The sequence below is a fragment of the Micromonospora sp. HB375 genome, from assembly GCF_017872985.1.
Classification (GTDB): domain Bacteria; phylum Actinomycetota; class Actinomycetes; order Mycobacteriales; family Micromonosporaceae; genus Micromonospora; species Micromonospora chalcea.
In genome coordinates this window covers 1,413,887-1,432,166 of sequence record NZ_JAGGJO010000001.1, presented here as the reverse complement: position 1 = coordinate 1,432,166, position 18,280 = coordinate 1,413,887, and the positions used below count along the sequence as shown (strand labels likewise).

The following is an 18,280-nucleotide window of genomic DNA, read 5'->3' as shown; positions in this document are numbered from 1 at the left end:
TGGCGGCATCGCGGTGGGGTGGATGCCACCACTTCGGGGAAATGGAGTCGACCTTGGGGCGGACTGACCGTCCGAGGGGGTGACGGGGCGCGGTGCGGGCGGCACACTTGTCGGATGTCAGCCCTGGGAACCCTCACCCGCCGTCTCGGTCACCAGCGTTGGTTCGGCGCCACCATGCGCCTGCTCGTCCCGGCCGACCGGCTGGTCGGCCGGATGACGAAGGGCCGAGTGGTCGCCTTCGGGCTCGTGCCCACGCTGGTGCTCACCTCCACCGGCCGCCGCTCCGGCAAGCCCCGCAGCAACCCCCTGGTGTACGTCCCCGACGGCGACGCCTACGTGGTGATCGGCTCGAACTGGGGGCAGCAGCACCAGCCGTCCTGGACGTTCAACCTGATGGCTAATCCGGCCGCCGAGGTGGACGTCAAGGGCCGCCGGATCCCGGTCACCGCCGAGCAGGTCACCGGCGAGGAACGGGAACGGCTGTTCCAGCGGCTGGTGCAGGAGTGGCCCGCGTACCGCACGTACGTCGAGCGCGCCGGTAACCGCGAGATCCGCGTCTTCCGCCTGGTCCCGAACGCCTGAGCGCCCTTGCCGCAGACGCGCACAATCCGACATCCGCGCCCCCGGGGCCGCCCGGCCCGATCTGGCTAGGGTTGCCGCAGGCGAGCGCTCGGACGGAGGTGGACCGTGGCTGTCGACGTGAACGCCGAGCGGCGTCTGGACGACCCGCGGTGGCAGGTGGCCGAGCGCGTCGGTGACGCCGTCCTGCGGCGGTTCCCGGCCGACGTGCTGGCGGTCGCCGTACACGGTCCGCTCGCGCACGGCGACGACGACGGCGGCGGGGACCGCGAGGTCGGGTTGCTGGTCGTCACCTACCGGCCCGACGCCGGGCCGCCGCCGGCCACCCGCCGGGTCGACGGGGTGCTCGTCGACCTGACAGTGGCCGGGGCGGACGACTACCTGCGCCGGGCGACGACGATCACGTCCCGGTGGCCGCTGGCCGCTGATCGGTACGTCACCACCCGCGCCCTGCACGACCCGACCGGCTGGCTGCCGAAGCTGCGCGACGAGCACCTGGCACGACTGGCGCGGGCCCGGCCGGCGGAGTTCACCGGCGCCGCGCGGCAGGCGTGGTACCGGGGCAGCGCGGCGCACGCCCGGGCGTTGCGGCTGGCCGAGTGGTACGAGACGGACCAGGCACTGCTCATGCTCGGCGAGGCGCGGCTGGCCGCGGCGACGGTGCAGGGGCTGTTCAGCCGCACCTACTTCCGCGACCCCGGGGACGCGGTGCGGCGTACCGGGCTGGCCGGCGCGGACATGACCGAGGTGGGCGCGGCGCTGACCCGCCAGGCCGAGGAGCTGGCCGCCCGGGGCCGGCCGGTCGACGGCACGATCGACGACCTGTTGTCCGGCTGAGGACGGCTCCGCCTCAGCCGATGCCGCCGCCGACGCCGATCAGCGCGCCGATCAGGTAGGTGGCGCCGGCCGCCAGCGCGCCGAGCAGCAGCTGCCGCAGACCGGCACGCCACCAGGCACGGTTGGTGAACCGGGCCACGATCGCACCGGCGACGAAGAGGCCGACGCCGCCGACGGCGAGCGCCAGCCAGAGGCTGGTGAAACCGAGCAGGTACGGCAGCAGCGGCACCAGCGCGCCGATCGAGAAGCAGACGAACGACGAGATCGCGGCGGCCCACGGGCTCGGCTGGTCGTCGGGGTCGACGCCCAGCTCCTCCCGCACGTGCACCCGCAGCGCCTCCTCCGGGTTGGCGCGTACCGCCTCGGCGACCTGCGTCGCCAGCTCGCGGGGCAGTCCACGGGCGACCCAGGCGTCGGCCAGCTCCCGGGCCTCGGCCTCGGGGTGGCGTTCCAGCTCGCGCCGCTCCTTGGCCACCTCGGCGGCGACCTGCTCGTTTGCGGACCGGACGCTCGTGTACTCGCCGAGACCCATCGAGATAGCGCCCGCCACCAGGCCGGCCGCGCCGGTGAGCACCACGTTGCGCGGGGACACCCCGCCGCCGCCCACACCGGCGATCAGCGCGATGTTGGTGACCAGTCCGTCCATCGCGCCGAAGACGGCCGGCCGCAGCCAGCCGCCGGAGACGTCCGCGTGGTGCGCCTCGCGCAGCGCCGCCGGGGTGTCGGTCACGGCAGCGTCAGGATCTCGTAGCCGTCGTCGGTGACGACGATGGTGTGTTCGAACTGGGCCGTCCACCGGCGGTCCTTGGTGACCACGGTCCAGCCGTCGTCCCACATGTCGTACTGGTAGGTGCCGAGCGTGATCATCGGCTCGACGGTGAACGTCATGCCGGGCTCCATCACGTCGGTGGGGCGCGGGCTGTCGTAGTGCGGCACGTAGAGGCCACTGTGGAACGCCTCGCCGATGCCGTGCCCGGTGAAGTCGCGGACCACGCCGTAGCCGAACCGCTTCGCGTACGACTCGATCACCCGGCCGATGACGTTGATCTGCCGGCCCGGCGCGATGGCCTTGATGCCGCGCATCATCGCCGTGTGGGTCCGCTCGACAAGCAGGCGGGCCTCCTCGCTCACCTCGCCCACGCAGAACGTGGCGTCGGTGTCGCCGTGCACGCCGTTCAGGTACGCGGTGACGTCGACGTTGATGATGTCGCCGTCCTGGAGCACCGTCGAGTCGGGGATGCCGTGGCAGATCACCTCGTTGAGGCTGGTGCAGCACGACTTCGGGAAGCCCCGGTAGCCGAGCGTCGACGGGTAGGCGCCGTGGTCGCAGAGGAACTCGTGCACCACCCTGTCGATCTCGTCGGTGGTCACCCCCGGCTTGCAGTGCTCACCGGCGAGCTGGGTGGCCTGCGCGGCGAGGCGCCCGGCCACGCGCATCTTCTCGATGGTTTCCGGCGTCTGCACGTGCGAGCCGCGCCACTCCTGCGGGCGCTTCTTACCCACGTACTCCGGGCGCGGGATGTGGGCGGGAACCGCTCGCCACGGGGAAAGCGTGCCGGGGGTCAGCGGCGCACGGACGGTCATGGCCCAAGCCTATCGCCGGGGGTGGTGTGCCCCCCGCCACAGCCCGGCCGGGCAGGTTGTTGCCGTACCGCAAACGCTGTGCCATTGTTGCTCCGTGGATCAAGGGGGCGCGGCGCCCGTCTTCTCCGTGACGGCGCAGGTCGACGGCGACCAAGTGCGCGTCCAGGTGACCGGCGAGGTCGACATGGCGACCGCCGACACCATGTTCCAGACCGCGCTCCGCGAGCCTGCCGAGCAGCTCACGCTCGACCTGCGGGCGGTGACCTTCTTCGACTCGGCCGCCATCCACGCGGTGGTCCGGCTCGCCCAGCGGTTCCCGAACGCGCTCACCGTGCTGCCGTCCCCGCAGGTCCGGCGCGTGCTGGACATCTCCGGCCTGGGCGACCAGGACTGGCTCGTCCCCACCTGACCGACTCGGGTGCCCTTCGGGTCTAGAAGGCGTCTCCCATCGCCGGCGGCAGGGGCAGGTCCGGTCTCGGCTGCCCCTGATCCGACGCGGGGTGCCGCTTTCCCGACTCCCCGGCGGTGTTCGGGGCGAGATCACGACGCAGCGACTCGGCGTCGCGCTTGCGCACCCCGCTCGCCCGGATCGTGTTCACCGCGATGATGGTGAGTTCGTTCGCCACGTTGATGCCGCTGACGCGCGGGCCGCTGCGCAACGCCTCCTGAACCAGGCGGAGGGCAGACATCGCGGCCCGCTGGGAACGGGAGGGCCGGCTGGCGGACGGGGACCAGCCCTTACCGACGGTGCGCGCGGCCTCGGCCAGGCACCGCGCGGCCTCGGCGAGCGACGGCGGAACGGGCTCGTCGTCACGGATCGCGCGTTCGAGGTTGAGCGCGACGTCGCGGCTGTGCAGCAGGGAGCGGATCATGAGGATGGCGCCGTGCCGCCATCCCTGCAACGCGCTCTGGTTGTGCCACCGCAGCGGCGAGATGCGGACGACCTCGTCGGCGCCCGACATTGCGGCCTCCACCTCCGAGGTGTCGAGCCGGCGCAGCCTGTCGAGACCCTGACGGGCCAGCTCGGCGTCCCGGGCCAGGGCCGCGTCGGCGAGGCGGTCCAGCTCGGCGGCCATCTGGTCGAGCAGTGGCCGGCCGGCCCGCCGGATCCGGTGGATCGGGTGCAGGGGCAGCACCACGACCGCGACCAGGATGCCGACCACTCCACCGACGACGCCGTCGAGGAAGCGGGGCAGCGCGATGTCGGTCCGGGCCGGGAAGAGCACGGCGATCACCAACGCGCTGCCGCCGACCTGGGTGACGAACGCGCCCTCGTCGCTGAGCAGGACGGCGACGAGGATCGCGGCGGCGACGATGACGCCGATCTGTACGTATCCCTGCCCGACCCAGGAGACCAGCAGGTCGCCCAGCGCGATGCCCACCGCCACGCCGGCGATGAGCAGCAGCGTACGGCGGAAGCGCTGACTCACCGAACTGGCGATGGTGCCGACCGCGACGGCGGGCGCGAACAGCGGTTGCGGGTTGTGGATCAGATCCTTCGCGACCCACCACGCGACTGCGGCGGCCACCCCGCACTGCACCGCCACGAGCAGGCTCAACCGCACCCGCCGCAGTCGCTCTCCCACGGTCGCCCGGCCGGTGCGGCGAATCGCCGTCCACGCCGCGCCAACCGGGTCGTTCCCGCTGTCCCGCGAAAGACGGAACGGCTCACGCCCCATGAGGCGATCCTAGGGACTTCGCCGCATTTGATCCGCTTTACGCTACAACAGCCCTCAGTCCCGGTCGGCCAGCCGGCGGCGCAGCGTCAGTTCGGTGCCCTCCTCGGTACGGGTCACGTTCATCTCCCCCAGCGCCTGGATCAGCGCCAGCCCGCGCCCCCGGAAGCTCGACCCGCTCGACTCCCGCCAGCGCCCGGTGTCCCGGACGGTCGCGGTGACCGTACGGTCGGCGATCGTCACCTCGACCTCGATCGTCGGGTCCACCGGGTCGACCGGGTGCTCGATCGCGTTCGCCGCCGCCTCGGAGACCGCCACGGTCAGGTCGAACAGGTCGGTCTCGCCGACCTGGTGGGCGACGAGGAAGTCCTCCAGCCGCTTGCGCAGCACGCTGAGCCGGGTCGGGTCGGCGGGCAGACGCAGCGCGAAGCGGTTCAACTCGGCCGCCTCCAGCGCGAGGACGGCCACGTCGTCGTGCCGGGAGCGCCCGGCCACCCGCGCCATGACGGCGTCGACCAGGTCCGCCACGTGCTCGGCGCGGGCCGTCGCGTCCGACCGCAACTGGCCCAGCCCGGCGTCGATGCCCGCGGACCGGTCCTCGATCAGGCCGTCGGTGTAGAGCAGTAGCCGGTTGCCCGGCGCGAGTTCGCCTTCGGCGGCCGGGTAGACGGTGCCGGGGATCGCCCCGATCGGCGGTCCGAGGGCCCGATCGTGCAGGAACGCCACGTCGTCTCCTCGGATCAGCAGGGGTGAGGGATGGCCGGCGCTGGCGTACCGGATCCGGCCGGTGCGCGGGGAGAAGCCGAGGCAGACGACGGTGGCGAAGGAGCCGCTGCCGGCGGAGTGGACCAGCCGGTTGAGGCGGGTCAGCGCCTCGCCCGGGTCGTAGCCCTCCAGGACGTACGCCCGCAGCGCGTTGCGGAGCTGGCCCATCGCCGCGGCGGCCCGCACGCCCTTGCCCACCACGTCACCGATGACCAGCACCAGGTCGTCGTCGGCGGTGGCCATCACGTCGTACCAGTCGCCGCCGACCTCCACGTCGGCGCTGCCGGGCAGGTAGCGGCTGGCGACCACCGCGCCGGGCAGCTGCGGCAGCGTACGCGGCAGCAGGCTGTGCTGGAGCGTGGTGGCGATGTGGTGCTCGGCCTCGTAGAGCTGGGCGTTCTCCAGCCGGACGCCGACCAGCCGGGCCAGTTCGGTCAGCGCCGCCTGCTCGGTGCCGCCGCCCTCGCGCCGCCACACCCGCAGCTCACCGAGCTGCTCGCCGGACGTGCCGGTGAGCGGCAGCACCACTGTCGGGTCGGCGGGCAGGTCGCCGCCGGCGTCCTCCTCGTGACGGGCCCCGGTGGTGGTGACGCGGACCCGTCCGGCCTCGGCCAGGCGCAGCGCGTGCCGGGCGGCCACCCGCACCACCTCGGCTGTCGACCGGGCGGTGTTGATCTCCACGGCGGCGTCGGCGAGCGCACGCAGCCGGCGGATGATCTGCCCACGCAACTGGCCCAGCTCGACGTTGGCCCGGACCCGGGCCACCAGTTCCTGGCTGGAGAAGGGCTTGGTCAGGTAGTCGTCGGCGCCCGCGGACAGGCCGGCGACCTCCTCGGCGGCGCCGGCCCGGGCGGAGAGCAGCACGATCGGCACGTACCGGGTGGCCGGTTTGGCGCGCAGCGCGGCGACCAGCCCGAAGCCGTCCAGCCGGGGCATCATCACGTCCGTCAGCACCAGGTCGAACGGGGTCTCGACGGCCAGCCGCAGCGCCTCCGCGCCGTCCGGCACGGCGACCACCTCGTACGCCGGGGAGAGCAGCCGGACGACGTGCTCGCGCAGGTCGGCGTTGTCGTCGGCGAACAGGATCCGGCCCGCGCCGCCCGGCGTGCCGTTCGGCTCGGGCAACCCGACGGGCCGGGCCACCTCGTCGGTCCAGAGCGCCGTCTCGGCGACGTAGAGGCGGGCCTGCTCCGGCTCGGTCAGCGGCACCGGCGAGAGGGCGGACACCCGGTCGGCGGGCAGGTGCGCGTACCCGAACGGCATGGTCACGGTGAACGTGGTGCCCCGGTCGACGACGCTGTGCGCGGTGACGATGCCGCCGTGCATCTCGACCAGCTCGCGGACCAGGGCCAGGCCGATGCCGGTGCCCTCGTGGGTACGCGAGCGGGCGCCGGCGACCCGGTGGAACCGCTCGAAGACCTGCGGCAGCTCCTCCGGCGCGATGCCGACGCCGGTGTCGGTCACCTCCAGGACGGCGGCCCGGTCGGTCGCGCGTACCCGGACCCGGATCTCGCCGTCGAAGGTGAACTTGACCGCGTTCGACACCAGGTTGAGGACGATCTTCTCCCACATGTCCCGGTCGACGTAGACCGGCGCGGGCAGCGGCGGGCAGTCCACCACCAGGCGCAGCCCGGCCCGCTCGGTGGCCGAGCGGAACGTGCTGGCCAGCCGGGAGGTGAAGTCGGACAGGTCGGTGGGCTGGTAGCGGGCGGCCAGCCGGCCGGACTCCAGCCGGGAGAAGTCGAGCACCGTGTTGACCAGCTTGAGCAGGCGCAACCCGTTGCGGTGCATGACGGTGAGCCGGTCGAGGTAGCGATCCGGCAGTTCCCGGTCGGCGAGCATCTCCTCCAGCGGCCCGAGGACCAGGGTGAGCGGGGTGCGGAACTCGTGGCTGACGTTGGCGAAGAAGTTGGTCTTGGCGCGGTCGAGCGCGGCCAGCTCGGCGGCGCGGGCGCGTTCCTGCTCGTACGCCCGCTGCTTGCCCACCGCCCGGCTGACCTGCGCGGCGACCAGGCCGACGAAGTCGCGGTAGTCGTCACTGAACGGCAGCCGGCGGGACACGCCGAGCAGCAGCACCCCGGCCGCCTCGTTCGTCGCGGTCAGCGGCAGCAGGAGCGCCTGGCCGGCGGCGTCCGGCGGCACCGCGCCGGGCAGCTCGGCGGTGGCGATCCAGCGCGGCTCGGTGAGCGGCTCGCCGTCGGACACTCCGGGCGGCGGACCGGCGACAACGGCGGGGTCCACGCCCGAACAACCGCCCGCCACGAGATCGCCGCGCTCGTCGGGGAACCACAGCGCGCTGAACGGCACGTCGGCTCGGTGGGCGTCGAGCACCCGGGTGACCGCCCGGCCCAGTTCCCGCATGTCCGGCACTTCGCCCAGCTCGTTGCCCAGCTCGGCCAGGGCCCGCAGCCGGCGCTCGCCGAGCACCCGCCCGGTGGTCTCGTTGACGAAGCAGAAGATCCCGCTGACGGTGCCGTCGACGTCGCGGATCGGGTCGTACGAGACGTCGAAGTAGACGTCCTCCAGGAAGCCGTGCCGGTTCAGCACGAAGGGATGGTTCTCACCCCGGTAGGGCACGCCCGTGCGGCGCACCCCGTCCAGCAGCGGGCCGAGCACGTCCCAGGTCTCGGCCCAGTGCCGGTGCGCGGCCTGCCCGATCACGGCGGGGTGCTTGTCGCCGATGGTCGGCCGGTAGGCGTCGTTGTAGAAGGCCAGGTGCTGCTCGCCCCAGAACACCACCATCTGGGCGCGGGACGACAGCATGGTGCTCATCGCGTGGGAGAGCGCGGCGGGCCAGCGGTCCGGGCTGCCGAGCGGGGTGGCGGCCCAGTCGAAGGCGCGCAGCCGCTCGCCCATCTCGCCGCCGGCCGCGAACGCCGCGGCGAGCAGCGGCGACAGTGACGCCTCGCCGGCCGCCGGGGACGAACGACTGTCGTCCCCGCCCCCCTGGGCCGAGCCCATGCAGCCTCCCGCTCCGGCCATGATCACGACGGTCGGCGCTGTCACGCCGACCGTCCCCGCCTACTACCCCGACGGACGAGCAACGTAACGCACCCGCACCGTTCGACGCTGGTTACCTCCGCCTCATCCTGGCGTAACAGACGGGCCGGGGCGACTCGGGCGGTCCGGCCGGGATGACCAGGCCGGAGATTCAGCTGTCCCCACCTACGAAATGTGAGTGTGTGATCTGGCCGACACCACGGACCGGACCAGCGCGGCCACCGGTCGCGGGTCCGGCTCGTTCTCCGGATGCCACTGCACCCCGAGCACGAAGCGCCGCGCCGGATCCTCCACCGCCTCGATCACCCCGTCGTCGGCCCAGCCGGTCACCGCCAGGCCGCCGGGGTCGGCCACCGCCTGATGGTGGTACGAGTTGACCCGGTCCACCCCGGCCATCACCTCGGCGGTCCGGCTGCCGGCGGCGAAGCGCACCGGGTGCGACCCGTACACGCCCGGCGCGGGACGGTGCCCGTCGTGCCCGACCACGTCCGGCAGGTGCTGGTGGAGCAGGCCGCCGTACGCCACCGCGAGCAGCTGCATCCCCCGGCACACGCCCAGCACCGGCAGGTCGGCGGCGAGCGCGGCGCTCAGCAGCGTCGTCTCCCCGGCGTCGCGCTCCGGCCGGCTCTCGGTGCGCGGGTCGGGCGGCTGCCCGTACCGCTCCGGGCCGACGTCCGCGCCGCCGGCCAGCAGCAGCCCGTCCAGCAGCCCCAGCACGTCCGCGTCGGCGTCGTCCGGGGGCAGCACCACGGCCCGGCCGCCCGCCGCGGTGACCGCCCGGACGTACGCGTGCGGCACGAGCGTCGCCGGCACGTCCCGCCACACCGCCCAGCCGGCCGGCTCGACGTACGCGGTGATGCCGATGACCGGCCTCATAGCGGTGTGACGTAGGCGCCGGTGATCCCGCCGTCGACGACGAACTGCGCGGCGGTCATGAACGAGGCGTCGTCGCTGGCGAGGAACGCCACCGCGGCGGCGATCTCGGTGGGATCGCCGAACCGGCCCATCGGCACGTGCACCAGCCGCCGGGCCGCCCGCTCCGGGTCCTTGGCGAACAGCTCCAGCAGCAGCGGCGTCGCCACCGGACCGGGGCACAGCGCGTTGACCCGGATGCCCTCGCGGGCGAACTGCACGCCCAGCTCCCGGGTCATCGCCAGCACCCCGCCCTTGCTCGCCGTGTACGCGATCTGCGACGTCGCCGCGCCCATCAGCGCCACGAACGACGCGGTGTTGATGATCGAGCCCTTGCCCTGCCGCCGCATGTGCGGGATGACGTACTTGCAGCACAGGTAGACGCTCGTGGTGTTCACCCGCAGCACCCGTTCCCAGGCGTCCAGGCCGGTCTCCAGGATGGAGTCGTCGTCCGGCGGCGAGATGCCCGCGTTGTGGAACGACACGTCCACCCGGCCGTGCCGCTGCACCACCCCGTCGAACAGGTCGCGGACCGCCGTCTCGTCGGCCACGTCGGCGGCGACGAACTCGCCGTCCACCTCCTGCGCGGCCCGGGTACCGGCGTCGGCGTCGATGTCCACGCACACCACCCGGGCGCCCTCGGCGGCGAAGCGCCGCACGGTGGCCAGCCCGATGCCGCTGCCCGCGCCGGTCACGACCGCCACCCGGTCGGAAAGCCGTCCCTGCACTGTGATCACTCCTCGGTGCCGATGAACACGTTCTTGACGTCGGTGAAGGCGTGCAGCGCGTCCGGACCCAGCTCCCGGCCCAGGCCGGAACGCTTCATCCCGCCGAACGGGGTCCAGTAGCGCACCGAGGAGTGCGAGTTGACGCTGAGGTTGCCGGCCTCGACCGCGCGGGCCACCCGCACCGCCCGCCCGACGTCCCGGGTCCAGATCGAGCCGGAGAGGCCGTACTCGGTGTCGTTGGCGAGCCGGATCGCGTCCGCCTCGTCGTCGAACGGCAGCACCGAGACGACCGGGCCGAAGACCTCCTCCCGCCAGTGCCGGTCGGCCGGGGAGCCGGCGAGCAGCACCGTCGGGGCGTACCAGAAGCCGGGGCCGTCGGGGCAGGAGCCGGTGAACGCGACGTCCGCGCCGTCGACGTACCCGGCGACGCGGTCCCGGTGCGCGGCGGAGATCAGCGGGCCCATCTCGGCCGTGTCCCGGGCCGGGTCCTCCACCCGCACCGCCCGTACGGCCGGTTCGAGCAGTTCCAGGAACCTGTCGTACACCTGACGCTGGACCAGGATGCGGGAGCGGGCGCAGCAGTCCTGGCCGGCGTTGTCGAAGACCGCGTACGGCGCGGTGGCCGCCGCCTTCTCCAGGTCGGCGTCGGCGAAGACGATGTTGGCCGACTTGCCGCCCAGCTCCAGCGTCACCCGCTTCACCTGGGCGGCGCAGCCGGCCATGATCCGGGTGCCGACCTCGGTCGAGCCGGTGAAGCAGATCTTGCGGACCGCCGGGTGGGTCACGAACCGCTCGCCGACCACGCTGCCCCGGCCGGGCAGCACTGTGAACACGCCGTCAGGCAGGCCGGCGTCGCGGGCCAGGTCGGCGAGGCGCAGCGCGGTCAGCGGGGTCAGCTCGGCCGGTTTCAGCACGACCGTGTTGCCGGCGGCGAGCGCCGGGGCGAACCCCCAGCCGGCGATCGGCATCGGGAAGTTCCACGGCACGATCACGCCGACCACGCCCAGCGGTTCGTGGAACGTGACGTCGAGCCCCCCGGGCACCGGGATCTGGTGCCCGGTCAGCCGTTCCGGCGCGCCCGCGTAGTAGTCGAGCACGTCGCGGACGTTGCCCGCCTCCCAGCGCGCGTTGCCGATGGTGTGCCCGGCGTTGCGCACCTCCAGCAGAGCCAGCTCCTCCAGGTGCGCGTCGACCTGGGCCGCGAACCGCCGCAGCAGCCGCCCCCGATCCCCCGGCGCCACCCGACGCCACGTCTCGAACGCCGCGGAAGCCCGCGCGACAGCCGCATCCACGTCCTCAACGGAGCACCCCGGAACGACCCCGATCCCCGCCCCGTCAACAGGCGAGATCACCTCACCCACGCGGTCCCCCTCCCCTCAGCTCGGCGATCTTGTAGTTGCTGCCCCGGCGAAAGCCGCACAACGCCCGCGTCGAGGGCTGTAAGTGCAAGATCGGCGTCGACAGCGGGAGCGCGAGGGCGGGCGCGGGGGCGAGGGAGGGCGGCGGGTCAGAGGCGTTCGAAGCCACGGGTCAGCTCCCAGTCCGTCACCGCGGCGTCGAAGGCGGTCAGCTCGACCTTCGCCTGGTTGGCGTAGTGGTCGGCCACCTCGTCGCCGAACGCCGTCCGGGCCACCTCGGAGCGCTGCCACAGGTCCAGCGCGTCACGCAGCGTGGTTGGCACCCGCTCGGCGTCCGGGTCGTCGTACGCGTTGCCGGTGCACTCGTCCGCCAGCTCCAGCTCGTTCTCGATGCCGTGCACCGCCCCGGCCACCAGTGCGGCGATCGCCAGGTACGGGTTGACGTCGGCCCCCGGCACCCGGTTCTCCACCCGCATCCCCTGCCCGTGCCCGACCAGCCGCAGCGCGCAGGTGCGGTTGTCGGTGCCCCAGCGCAGCGCGGTCGGCGCGAACGAGCCCGGCTGGTAACGCTTGTACGAGTTGATGTTCGGCGCGAAGAACAGGCTGAACTCGCGCATCGTGGCGAGCAGCCCGGCCAGCACCCGCTGACCGGTGACGCTCAGGTGCGCCGGCCCGTCCCCCAGCATCGCCGACGAGCCGGAGGCGTCACGCAGCGAGAAGTGGATGTGGCAGGAGTTGCCCTCCCGCTCGTTCGGCTTCGCCATGAACGTGATCGCCATGCCCTCCTGGGCGGCGATCTCCTTCGCGCCGTTCTTGTAGATGACGTGGTGGTCGGCGCAGCGCACCGCCTCGTCGTACCGGAAGGCGATCTCGTGCTGGCCGAGGTTGCACTCGCCCTTCGCGCTCTCCGGGGTGAGCCCGGCGCCGGCCATCTCGGTGCGGATACGGCGCAGCAGCGGCTCGACCCGGGCGGTGCCGAGCAGCGAGTAGTCCACGTTGTACTGGTTGGCCGGCGTCAGATCGCGGTAGCCGCGCCGCCACGCCTCCTCGTACGAGTCGCGGTAGAGCACGAACTCCAGTTCGGTGCCGGCGTACGCGGTCAGCCCGTGCGCGGCCAGCCGGTCCAGCTGCTTGCGCAGGATCTGCCGGGGCGAGGCGACCACCGGGCCGGAGCCGTCCAGCCACTCCAGGTCGGCCAGCAGCAGCGCGGAGCCGGGCTGCCAGGGCATCCGGCGCAACGTGTCCAGGTCGGGGCGCATGGCGAAGTCGCCGTAGCCGCGTTCCCAGCTCGACATCGCGTACCCGTCGACGGTGTTCATGTCGACGTCCACGGCGAGCAGGTAGTTGCAGCCCTCGCTGCCGTGCGTGACCACCTGGTCGAGGAAGTAGGGCGCGTGGAACCGCTTGCCCTGCAAGCGCCCCTGCATGTCGGTGAGGGCGAGCACCACCGTGTCGATCTCACCCTCGGTGACGGCGACCCGCAACTGTTCCAGCGAGAGCGGCGTTGGTTTCATCAGGGGCCTCCATCACCAAGGTCTACTGGCAAACCGGATCACCGTCAATGCCCCGGCGAGGCCGGGTGCGAAACCGTGGAGAGCACATGCGCCGTCGTACCGTCGCGGTCGTCGCCGCCGTCCTCGCGATCGTGCTGGCCGCCACCGACGCGCACGCCGACCGCAGACCCGCCGAGGGGCGACCCGCTGCCGGGCCGGACCGGCCGGCGACCGCCGACGCGCGACCGGTCATGCTCGACCTGCGCGGCTTCGACGGACGCTCCGGCTGGTCCGGCTACGACCTGAGCCGCCCGCACGTCGTCGCCACCGGCCTGGAGGCGCCGTGGGGCCTGGGCTTCCTGCCCGACGGCAGCGCCCTGGTCGCGCAGCGGGACCGGGGCACGATCCTGCGCGTACGCCCCGGACGCCCGGCCCGCGAGGTGGCGCGGATCGCCGACGTGGTCGCCGGTGGGGAGACGGGCCTGCTCGGGCTGGCGGTCTCCCCCACGTACCGCCGGGACCGGTGGGTCTACGCCACCTACACCACCGCCACGGATCTGCGGATCGTCCGGTTCCGCCTCGGCTCGTCCCGCGCGCCCCGGGTGCTGGTCAGCGGCATCGCCCGCAGCTCGGTGCACGCCGGCGGGCGGATCGCGTTCGGCCCCGACGGCATGCTCTACGCCGGGATCGGCGACGCCGGGGTGGCCGCCCGCGCGCAGGACCTGACCAGCCGCAACGGCAAGATCCTGCGGCTCCGCCCGGACGGCCGGACGCCCGCGGACAACCCGTTCCCGGGCTCGCTCGTCTACAGCTACGGCCACCGCAACGTGCAGGGCCTCGCCTGGGACCGGCACGGCCGGCTCTTCGCCACCGAGTTCGGGCAGAGCACCTGGGACGAGGTGAACCGGATCGTGCCCGGCGGCAACTACGGCTGGCCGGTCGTCGAGGGCGTCGCCGGTGACCCCCGGTTCCGCGACCCGGTCGTCGTCTGGCCGCCCGCCCAGGCGTCCCCGAGCGGCGCCGCTTTCGCCAGGGGAACGCTCTACGTCGCCGCGCTGCGCGGCGCCCGGCTGTGGGCGGTGCCCGTCGACGCCGCCGGCCGCGTCGGCGTACCGGTGGCGGAGCTGGCCGGCACGTACGGCCGCCTGCGTACCGTCGAGGTGGCCCCCGACGGCGCGCTCTGGGTCGCGACCAGCAACCGCGACGGCCGCGGCACCCCGGCGGCCGGCGACGACCGCATCCTGCGCTTCCCGCTCACCCACCGCCGCCCCACGATCTGACCCCTGGGGTACGCGGACAGCCCGCGCCGCGTCAGCCACGAACCCGCGCCCAGGCCAGGAATCGGCTGTGCAGGTCCGGCGCGTGGTCGGGATTCAGTTGGGCGAGTTGTTCCCGCGCCTCGGTCATCAGCCCGCCGAGATAGAGCAGCAACGCGGTACGGTCCTCCCGGTACTCGACGAGCAGCGACAGCCGGGCCGGCTGGCAGGGCCACTCCGCCCCGCAGTTGCGGCACCGCCAGAGCGGGCGCACAGGCAGGTGCGGAACCACGCGCCGGCCCATCACCGCAGCCTTCGGGCGATCGCACGCGCCTCGTCGTCGGTGAGCGGAAGGAACCAGAAGAACCGCCGGACGATCTCGGGCGGTTCCGGCCCCTCGACGCGGCCACGCAGATCCCGGATCGCGCCGCGTACGAGGAACGCCATCATCCGGATGAGCGCCGCCGGTTCGAGCTGGTCGCGGGGAATGCGACGCAGGGTGGGACACGGCCACGGCTCCCGGCAGCGCTCGCATGTCCAGTCCGGCTGATACCCGACGTGCCCGATGGCGCTGAGGACACCGACCAGAGCCGTCACCAGCGGCCCCCGTTCGCCCGCCACTCCTGCGCCGGTGTCAGACGCCCCGGGCTGCCCGGGCGAACCGTGGGAAACACCCGGGTCGGCTCGCGCATCCACGCCGGCAGGTTGCTGCCGGGGTCTCGCTTCGGCAGGGTGGGCAGCTCCCGGGTACGGCACCGGAACCATCGGACACGCACATCGGCCTCCTCGTTGATGGAGGGGGCCGCCCGGCATCGTCGGGACCGGGCGGCCCCGGGCTGGAATCCGCCCGTGCTCGCCTGCGACGAGCGGATCCGCATGCGTGACAGTCTGGTGAGGACACCGCTACGGTCGGAAGGCATCGAGCCTGGTCACGGCGCACCAGTGAAGCACCGGGCCGGTCGGCGGATGTCGAATGAAATTCACGCACGGACTGTGGAGGAACTGTGGAGGAACCGACAGCCGATCTCATCCGATCGCAGCTCCGCCGGATGCGCTCCGCCGCCGGTCTCAGTCAGGAGGAGTTCGGCAGGCTTCTGCACTACTCCGCGTCCATGGTCTCGGCAGTGGAGACTGGGGCCCGTCCGCTGGATCGCGTGTTCCTTGCGCGAGCAGATGAGGCGCTGAAGACCGGCGACCTGCTGACAACGCTGCTGAAGATGGCCGAACGGGAGAGCCAGCCTTCGTGGTTCCGTCCCTGGCTGGAGGCCGAGCGCTCGGCCCGTCAGCTTCGGTATTTCAATCCGTCCCTGATCCCTGGCCTGCTTCAGACGGCGAACTATGCCCGGATGGTGCTGCGCTTCGACAGCACGAGACCCCACGAGGAAGTGGAGAAGCAGGTAGCTGCACGATTGGAGCGGCAGGAGATCTTGCTTCGCGACCGTCCCCCGCTCGTCATCGCAGTGACTGATGAGTCAGCGCTCCGCCGCCGTGACGCCATCATGGCCGAGCAGCTCGCGCACCTGCTGCACATGGCCGAACTGCCGCACGTCCAACTACACGTTATTCCAGCCGATGCCGGTCATCACGTCGGCCTTTCCGGGCCGCTGGCGCTGGCCCACTCGGCGGAAGGCGGCTGGGTGGGGCACCTGGAGAACCAGCTTGCGGGTCTGGTCGTCGATGGCGAGGATGCGATGGCGACGCTCCTGGCACGGTGGGAAGGCGTCCGCAGCGTAGCCTTGCCGCAGACCCTGTCGGTCGCCCTGATAAAGGAAGTAGAGAGTCAGCATGGACCTCAGTAGCGCGATCTGGAAGAAGTCCACCCGCAGCGGCACGAGCGGTGGTGACTGCGTGGAGGTGGCCGACAACCTGCCGGGAGTCGTACTCGTACGCGACAGCAAGGACCGCGACGGCGGCACCCTCCACGTCACCCCGTCCTCGTGGCGGTCATTCATCGCCCTGGCCAAGCAGACCGGACCCGCAGCCTGACCAACAGGCCACTTCACATCGGCTGGACCCAGGCGGCTCGCCACTGCGGGGACGGGTCCTGGCCGAGGCTGGTCCAGTACTCCCGGCCCTCGACGATCCGCCCGTCGCGCACGGTCCAGAACGAGGCGACCCGGTGCACGCCCATCCCCTCGTGCGGCACCTCCACCTCGGACACCACCGTCTCGCCCGACGCCACCACCCGCAGCACCCGGATCGACCAGCCCTCCGGGTACTCGGCGTTGATCTTCACGTAGTTGTCGCGACCCACGATCCGCTCGGCGCTGGCCGGCCACTCCACCACCACGTCGTCGGCCAGCAGCTCGCCGACGCCGGCCCAGTCGCGGGCCTGCATGCGATCCCACAGCGCGCGTACCACCGCTTCCGCATTCATGGGCCGGATCATGGCAGGCCCCACCGACAGCTACGACGGCTCGGCGGGCTCCGGCTCCGGATCGGCCTGTTCGACGGTACGGCGCGGGCCGGTGAACCACTTGCGGGCCGAGGCGTACCACCAGATGGCGACGCCGAGCAGCACGCCACCGATCGCGATGGGCGCGTAGTTCACAGCCGTCCAGCTGAAGTCGGGGTTGCCTGGTACACCCGCCGGGACGATCGGCAGCACGAAGTAGATCGAGATCACGGCGATCTCGACCACCGCGATCCAGCCGAGCAGCTTGTAGCGGCGGCCGAGCGTCCACGGGCCCGGGGTGAACCGGTCGCCCATCCGCAGCCGCAGGAAGATCGGGATGATGAAGGACAGGTACAGCCCGATCACCGCCACCGACACCACCGCGTAGAACGCGACAGGGATGCCGCCGCGCTGGTAGAGCGCGGGCAGCGTGAGCACCAGCCCGGCCAGCGTCGCGCCGATGATGGCGTTCACAGGCGTGCCGTTGCGGTCGACAGTCGACCACAGCCGCCAGCCGGGCACGGCCCGGTCGCGGCTGAACGCGTACGCCATCCGCGACATCGACGTCACGCAGCTCATGCCGCAGAAGAACTGCCCGATGGTGGAGATGATGATGACGGCCTTGAAGAAGAACGGCGTCAGCGCCGTCTCGAAGATCGCCCCGGAGAAGCCGCCCGCCTCGTTTATCGCGTCCACGTCGGTGGCGGCGAACAGGAACGCCAGCAGCAGGATCCAGCCGCCCACCGCCGAGTAGAAGATCGACCGCCACAGCCCCTGCGCGGCGGCCTTGGACGCGCCGCGGGTCTCCTCGGAGACGTGCGCGCAGGCGTCGAAGCCGGTGATCGTGTACTGCGTGAGCAGGAAGCCCAGCGGCAGCACGTAGAACCAGAACGCCAGCCCGCCGGTGTCGCCGTCACCGAAGCCGGAGTTGTTGAACCGCTCGGTGAACACGAACTGGAAGCTCTGGTGGTTGTCCGGGACCAGGACCAGGATCAGCACCACGGCGGCCGCGCCGGCCACGTGCCACCAGACCGAGACGTTCTGGAGTACGTCGATGATCCGGTGCCCGTAGATGTTGATCAGCCCGTGCAGCGCGAGGATCACCACGAACAGCCCGAACGTCTGGTGCCCGGTGCCGGCCCAGCCGTCGAACAGCGCCGACAGCGTCAGGTTGAGGAACGTGGCGCAGCCGTAGTCGACAGAGGCGGTCACCGCGACCAGCCCGATCAGGTTGAGCCAGCCGGTGAACCAGCCGTGCACCGGCCGGCCCATGGTCGCCGCCCACCAGTAGATCCCGCCCGCCGTCGGGTACGCGGAAACCAGCTCGGCCAGGCAGAAGCCGATGATCAGGATGAACAGCGAGATCAGCGGCCAGCCCCAGGAGATCGCCACCGGGCCACCGTTGTTCCACGCCTGGCCGAACGTGGTGAAGCAGCCGGCCAGGATCGAGATGATGGAGAACGAGATCGCGAAGTTGGAGAAGCCGCTCCACTTGCGGCGCAACTCCTGTTTGTAGCCGAGTTCGGCGAGTCGTCGGGCGTCGTCGTCCATCGGCTGCTCGGCGGTCGGCGCGGGCGTCGTGGCCACTGCACACCTCCTCGAGGCGATGCTCGTGCGAGTGCTCGCAGTGTGCTCCCGGCCGATCAAGGTGGTCAATACGTACCCCGGTAATTGCGTTGTCGCCGGATCCCACCGGG

18 protein-coding genes are annotated in these 18,280 nt (G+C 72.3%); 6 read left to right on the top strand and 12 right to left on the bottom strand.

The features are described 5' to 3' along the window. Positions 1–114: 114 nt before the first annotated feature. Both J3R08_RS06915 and J3R08_RS06910 read left to right on the top strand, forming a co-directional pair. Positions 115–582 carry a nitroreductase family deazaflavin-dependent oxidoreductase gene (locus J3R08_RS06915; protein WP_043325828.1) on the top strand — a complete coding sequence of 156 codons (468 nt, stop codon included), beginning with the start codon at positions 115–117 and terminating at the stop codon, positions 580–582. A 105-nt stretch (positions 583–687) separates the two neighbouring features. Continuing rightward, on the top strand, positions 688–1,416 hold the full coding sequence (locus J3R08_RS06910; RefSeq protein ID WP_166455507.1) for a nucleotidyltransferase domain-containing protein: 729 nt from the start codon (positions 688–690) through the stop codon (positions 1,414–1,416). Between the two features lie 13 nt (positions 1,417–1,429). Here the strand turns inward: J3R08_RS06910 and J3R08_RS06905 are convergent, their stop codons facing one another. Then, positions 1,430–2,146: a VIT1/CCC1 transporter family protein gene (locus tag J3R08_RS06905; RefSeq protein WP_030503432.1), complete on the bottom strand. Its 717-nt coding sequence runs from the start codon at positions 2,144–2,146 to the stop codon at positions 1,430–1,432. After that, positions 2,143–3,000: a type I methionyl aminopeptidase gene (gene map / locus J3R08_RS06900; RefSeq protein ID WP_043325831.1), complete on the bottom strand. Its 858-nt coding sequence runs from the start codon at positions 2,998–3,000 to the stop codon at positions 2,143–2,145. Before map ends, J3R08_RS06905 begins: the two co-directional genes overlap by 4 nt. Before the next feature lie 94 nt (positions 3,001–3,094). Between map and J3R08_RS06895 the strand changes: the two genes are divergently transcribed. After that, a complete protein-coding gene (locus tag J3R08_RS06895) occupies positions 3,095–3,409 on the top strand; it encodes an STAS domain-containing protein (RefSeq protein WP_069089251.1) in 315 nt (104 codons plus the stop codon). 22 nt (positions 3,410–3,431) lie between these two features. On the opposite strand, the gene J3R08_RS06890 is transcribed toward J3R08_RS06895, so the two are convergent. From J3R08_RS06890 to J3R08_RS06865, 6 genes are all read right to left on the bottom strand, one after another. Next, positions 3,432–4,679: an aromatic acid exporter family protein gene (locus tag J3R08_RS06890; protein WP_069089250.1), complete on the bottom strand. Its 1,248-nt coding sequence runs from the start codon at positions 4,677–4,679 to the stop codon at positions 3,432–3,434. 54 nt (positions 4,680–4,733) lie between these two features. Beyond that, positions 4,734–8,402, bottom strand: a complete 3,669-nt coding sequence (locus J3R08_RS06885; protein WP_209960405.1) for a SpoIIE family protein phosphatase — start codon at positions 8,400–8,402, stop codon at positions 4,734–4,736. Positions 8,403–8,606: 204 nt separating this feature from the next. Beyond that, complete coding sequence (locus J3R08_RS06880) at positions 8,607–9,317, bottom strand: gamma-glutamyl-gamma-aminobutyrate hydrolase family protein (RefSeq protein WP_209960403.1); 711 nt, start codon at positions 9,315–9,317, stop codon at positions 8,607–8,609. Next, a complete protein-coding gene (locus J3R08_RS06875; protein ID WP_043330553.1) occupies positions 9,314–10,081 on the bottom strand; it encodes a 3-oxoacyl-ACP reductase in 768 nt (255 codons plus the stop codon). The genes J3R08_RS06880 and J3R08_RS06875 overlap by 4 nt, the downstream gene beginning before the upstream one ends. A 5-nt stretch (positions 10,082–10,086) precedes the next feature. After that, positions 10,087–11,433, bottom strand: a complete 1,347-nt coding sequence (locus J3R08_RS06870) for an aldehyde dehydrogenase (protein ID WP_374102399.1) — start codon at positions 11,431–11,433, stop codon at positions 10,087–10,089. Between the two features lie 155 nt (positions 11,434–11,588). Next, entirely contained in the window at positions 11,589–12,953 is a 1,365-nt protein-coding gene (locus J3R08_RS06865; RefSeq protein ID WP_166455512.1) for a glutamine synthetase family protein, read from the bottom strand. Positions 12,954–13,039: 86 nt separating this feature from the next. On the opposite strand from J3R08_RS06865, the gene J3R08_RS06860 reads away from it, so the two are divergent. Then, on the top strand, positions 13,040–14,212 hold the full coding sequence (locus J3R08_RS06860; protein ID WP_209960399.1) for a sorbosone dehydrogenase family protein: 1,173 nt from the start codon (positions 13,040–13,042) through the stop codon (positions 14,210–14,212). Between the two features lie 31 nt (positions 14,213–14,243). Here J3R08_RS06860 and J3R08_RS06855 read toward each other — a convergent pair whose 3' ends face one another. Both J3R08_RS06855 and J3R08_RS06850 read right to left on the bottom strand, forming a co-directional pair. Continuing rightward, on the bottom strand, positions 14,244–14,492 hold the full coding sequence (locus J3R08_RS06855) for a hypothetical protein (RefSeq protein WP_043325839.1): 249 nt from the start codon (positions 14,490–14,492) through the stop codon (positions 14,244–14,246). Beyond that, on the bottom strand, positions 14,492–14,785 hold the full coding sequence (locus tag J3R08_RS06850) for a hypothetical protein (protein ID WP_223201207.1): 294 nt from the start codon (positions 14,783–14,785) through the stop codon (positions 14,492–14,494). Before J3R08_RS06850 ends, J3R08_RS06855 begins: the two co-directional genes overlap by 1 nt. Before the next feature lie 452 nt (positions 14,786–15,237). Here J3R08_RS06850 and J3R08_RS06845 point away from each other — a divergent pair, with 452 nt between their 5' ends. Together J3R08_RS06845 and J3R08_RS06840 are read left to right on the top strand one after the other, a co-directional pair. Beyond that, positions 15,238–15,987, top strand: coding sequence for a helix-turn-helix transcriptional regulator (locus J3R08_RS06845; RefSeq protein ID WP_051611197.1), 750 nt, complete (start codon positions 15,238–15,240; stop codon positions 15,985–15,987). After that, a complete protein-coding gene (locus tag J3R08_RS06840) occupies positions 15,974–16,174 on the top strand; it encodes a DUF397 domain-containing protein (RefSeq protein WP_043325844.1) in 201 nt (66 codons plus the stop codon). The genes J3R08_RS06845 and J3R08_RS06840 overlap by 14 nt, the downstream gene beginning before the upstream one ends. 13 nt (positions 16,175–16,187) lie before the next feature. Here J3R08_RS06840 and J3R08_RS06835 read toward each other — a convergent pair whose 3' ends face one another. Then, a complete protein-coding gene (locus tag J3R08_RS06835; protein WP_043325845.1) occupies positions 16,188–16,565 on the bottom strand; it encodes a nuclear transport factor 2 family protein in 378 nt (125 codons plus the stop codon). Positions 16,566–16,595: 30 nt separating this feature from the next. Further along, positions 16,596–18,170, bottom strand: a complete 1,575-nt coding sequence (locus tag J3R08_RS06830) for an amino acid permease (protein ID WP_043325847.1) — start codon at positions 18,168–18,170, stop codon at positions 16,596–16,598. Positions 18,171–18,280: the final 110 nt, after the last annotated feature.

Excerpts from the sequence above, each read along its gene's own strand:
- J3R08_RS06890 (WP_069089250.1), bottom strand. The coding sequence starts at position 4,679 with ATGGGGCGTGAGCCGTTCCGTCTTTCGCGGGACAGCGGGAACGACCCG.
- J3R08_RS06885 (WP_209960405.1), bottom strand. The coding sequence starts at position 8,402 with ATGGGCTCGGCCCAGGGGGGCGGGGACGACAGTCGTTCGTCCCCGGCG.
- map (WP_043325831.1), bottom strand. The coding sequence starts at position 3,000 with ATGACCGTCCGTGCGCCGCTGACCCCCGGCACGCTTTCCCCGTGGCGA.
- J3R08_RS06860 (WP_209960399.1), top strand. The coding sequence starts at position 13,040 with ATGCGCCGTCGTACCGTCGCGGTCGTCGCCGCCGTCCTCGCGATCGTG.
- J3R08_RS06835 (WP_043325845.1), bottom strand. The coding sequence starts at position 16,565 with ATGAATGCGGAAGCGGTGGTACGCGCGCTGTGGGATCGCATGCAGGCC.
- J3R08_RS06855 (WP_043325839.1), bottom strand. The coding sequence starts at position 14,492 with ATGGGCCGGCGCGTGGTTCCGCACCTGCCTGTGCGCCCGCTCTGGCGG.
- J3R08_RS06865 (WP_166455512.1), bottom strand. The coding sequence starts at position 12,953 with ATGAAACCAACGCCGCTCTCGCTGGAACAGTTGCGGGTCGCCGTCACC.
- J3R08_RS06845 (WP_051611197.1), top strand. The coding sequence starts at position 15,238 with ATGCGCTCCGCCGCCGGTCTCAGTCAGGAGGAGTTCGGCAGGCTTCTG.
- J3R08_RS06880 (WP_209960403.1), bottom strand. The coding sequence starts at position 9,317 with ATGAGGCCGGTCATCGGCATCACCGCGTACGTCGAGCCGGCCGGCTGG.
- J3R08_RS06840 (WP_043325844.1), top strand. The coding sequence starts at position 15,974 with ATGGACCTCAGTAGCGCGATCTGGAAGAAGTCCACCCGCAGCGGCACG.
- J3R08_RS06915 (WP_043325828.1), top strand. The coding sequence starts at position 115 with ATGTCAGCCCTGGGAACCCTCACCCGCCGTCTCGGTCACCAGCGTTGG.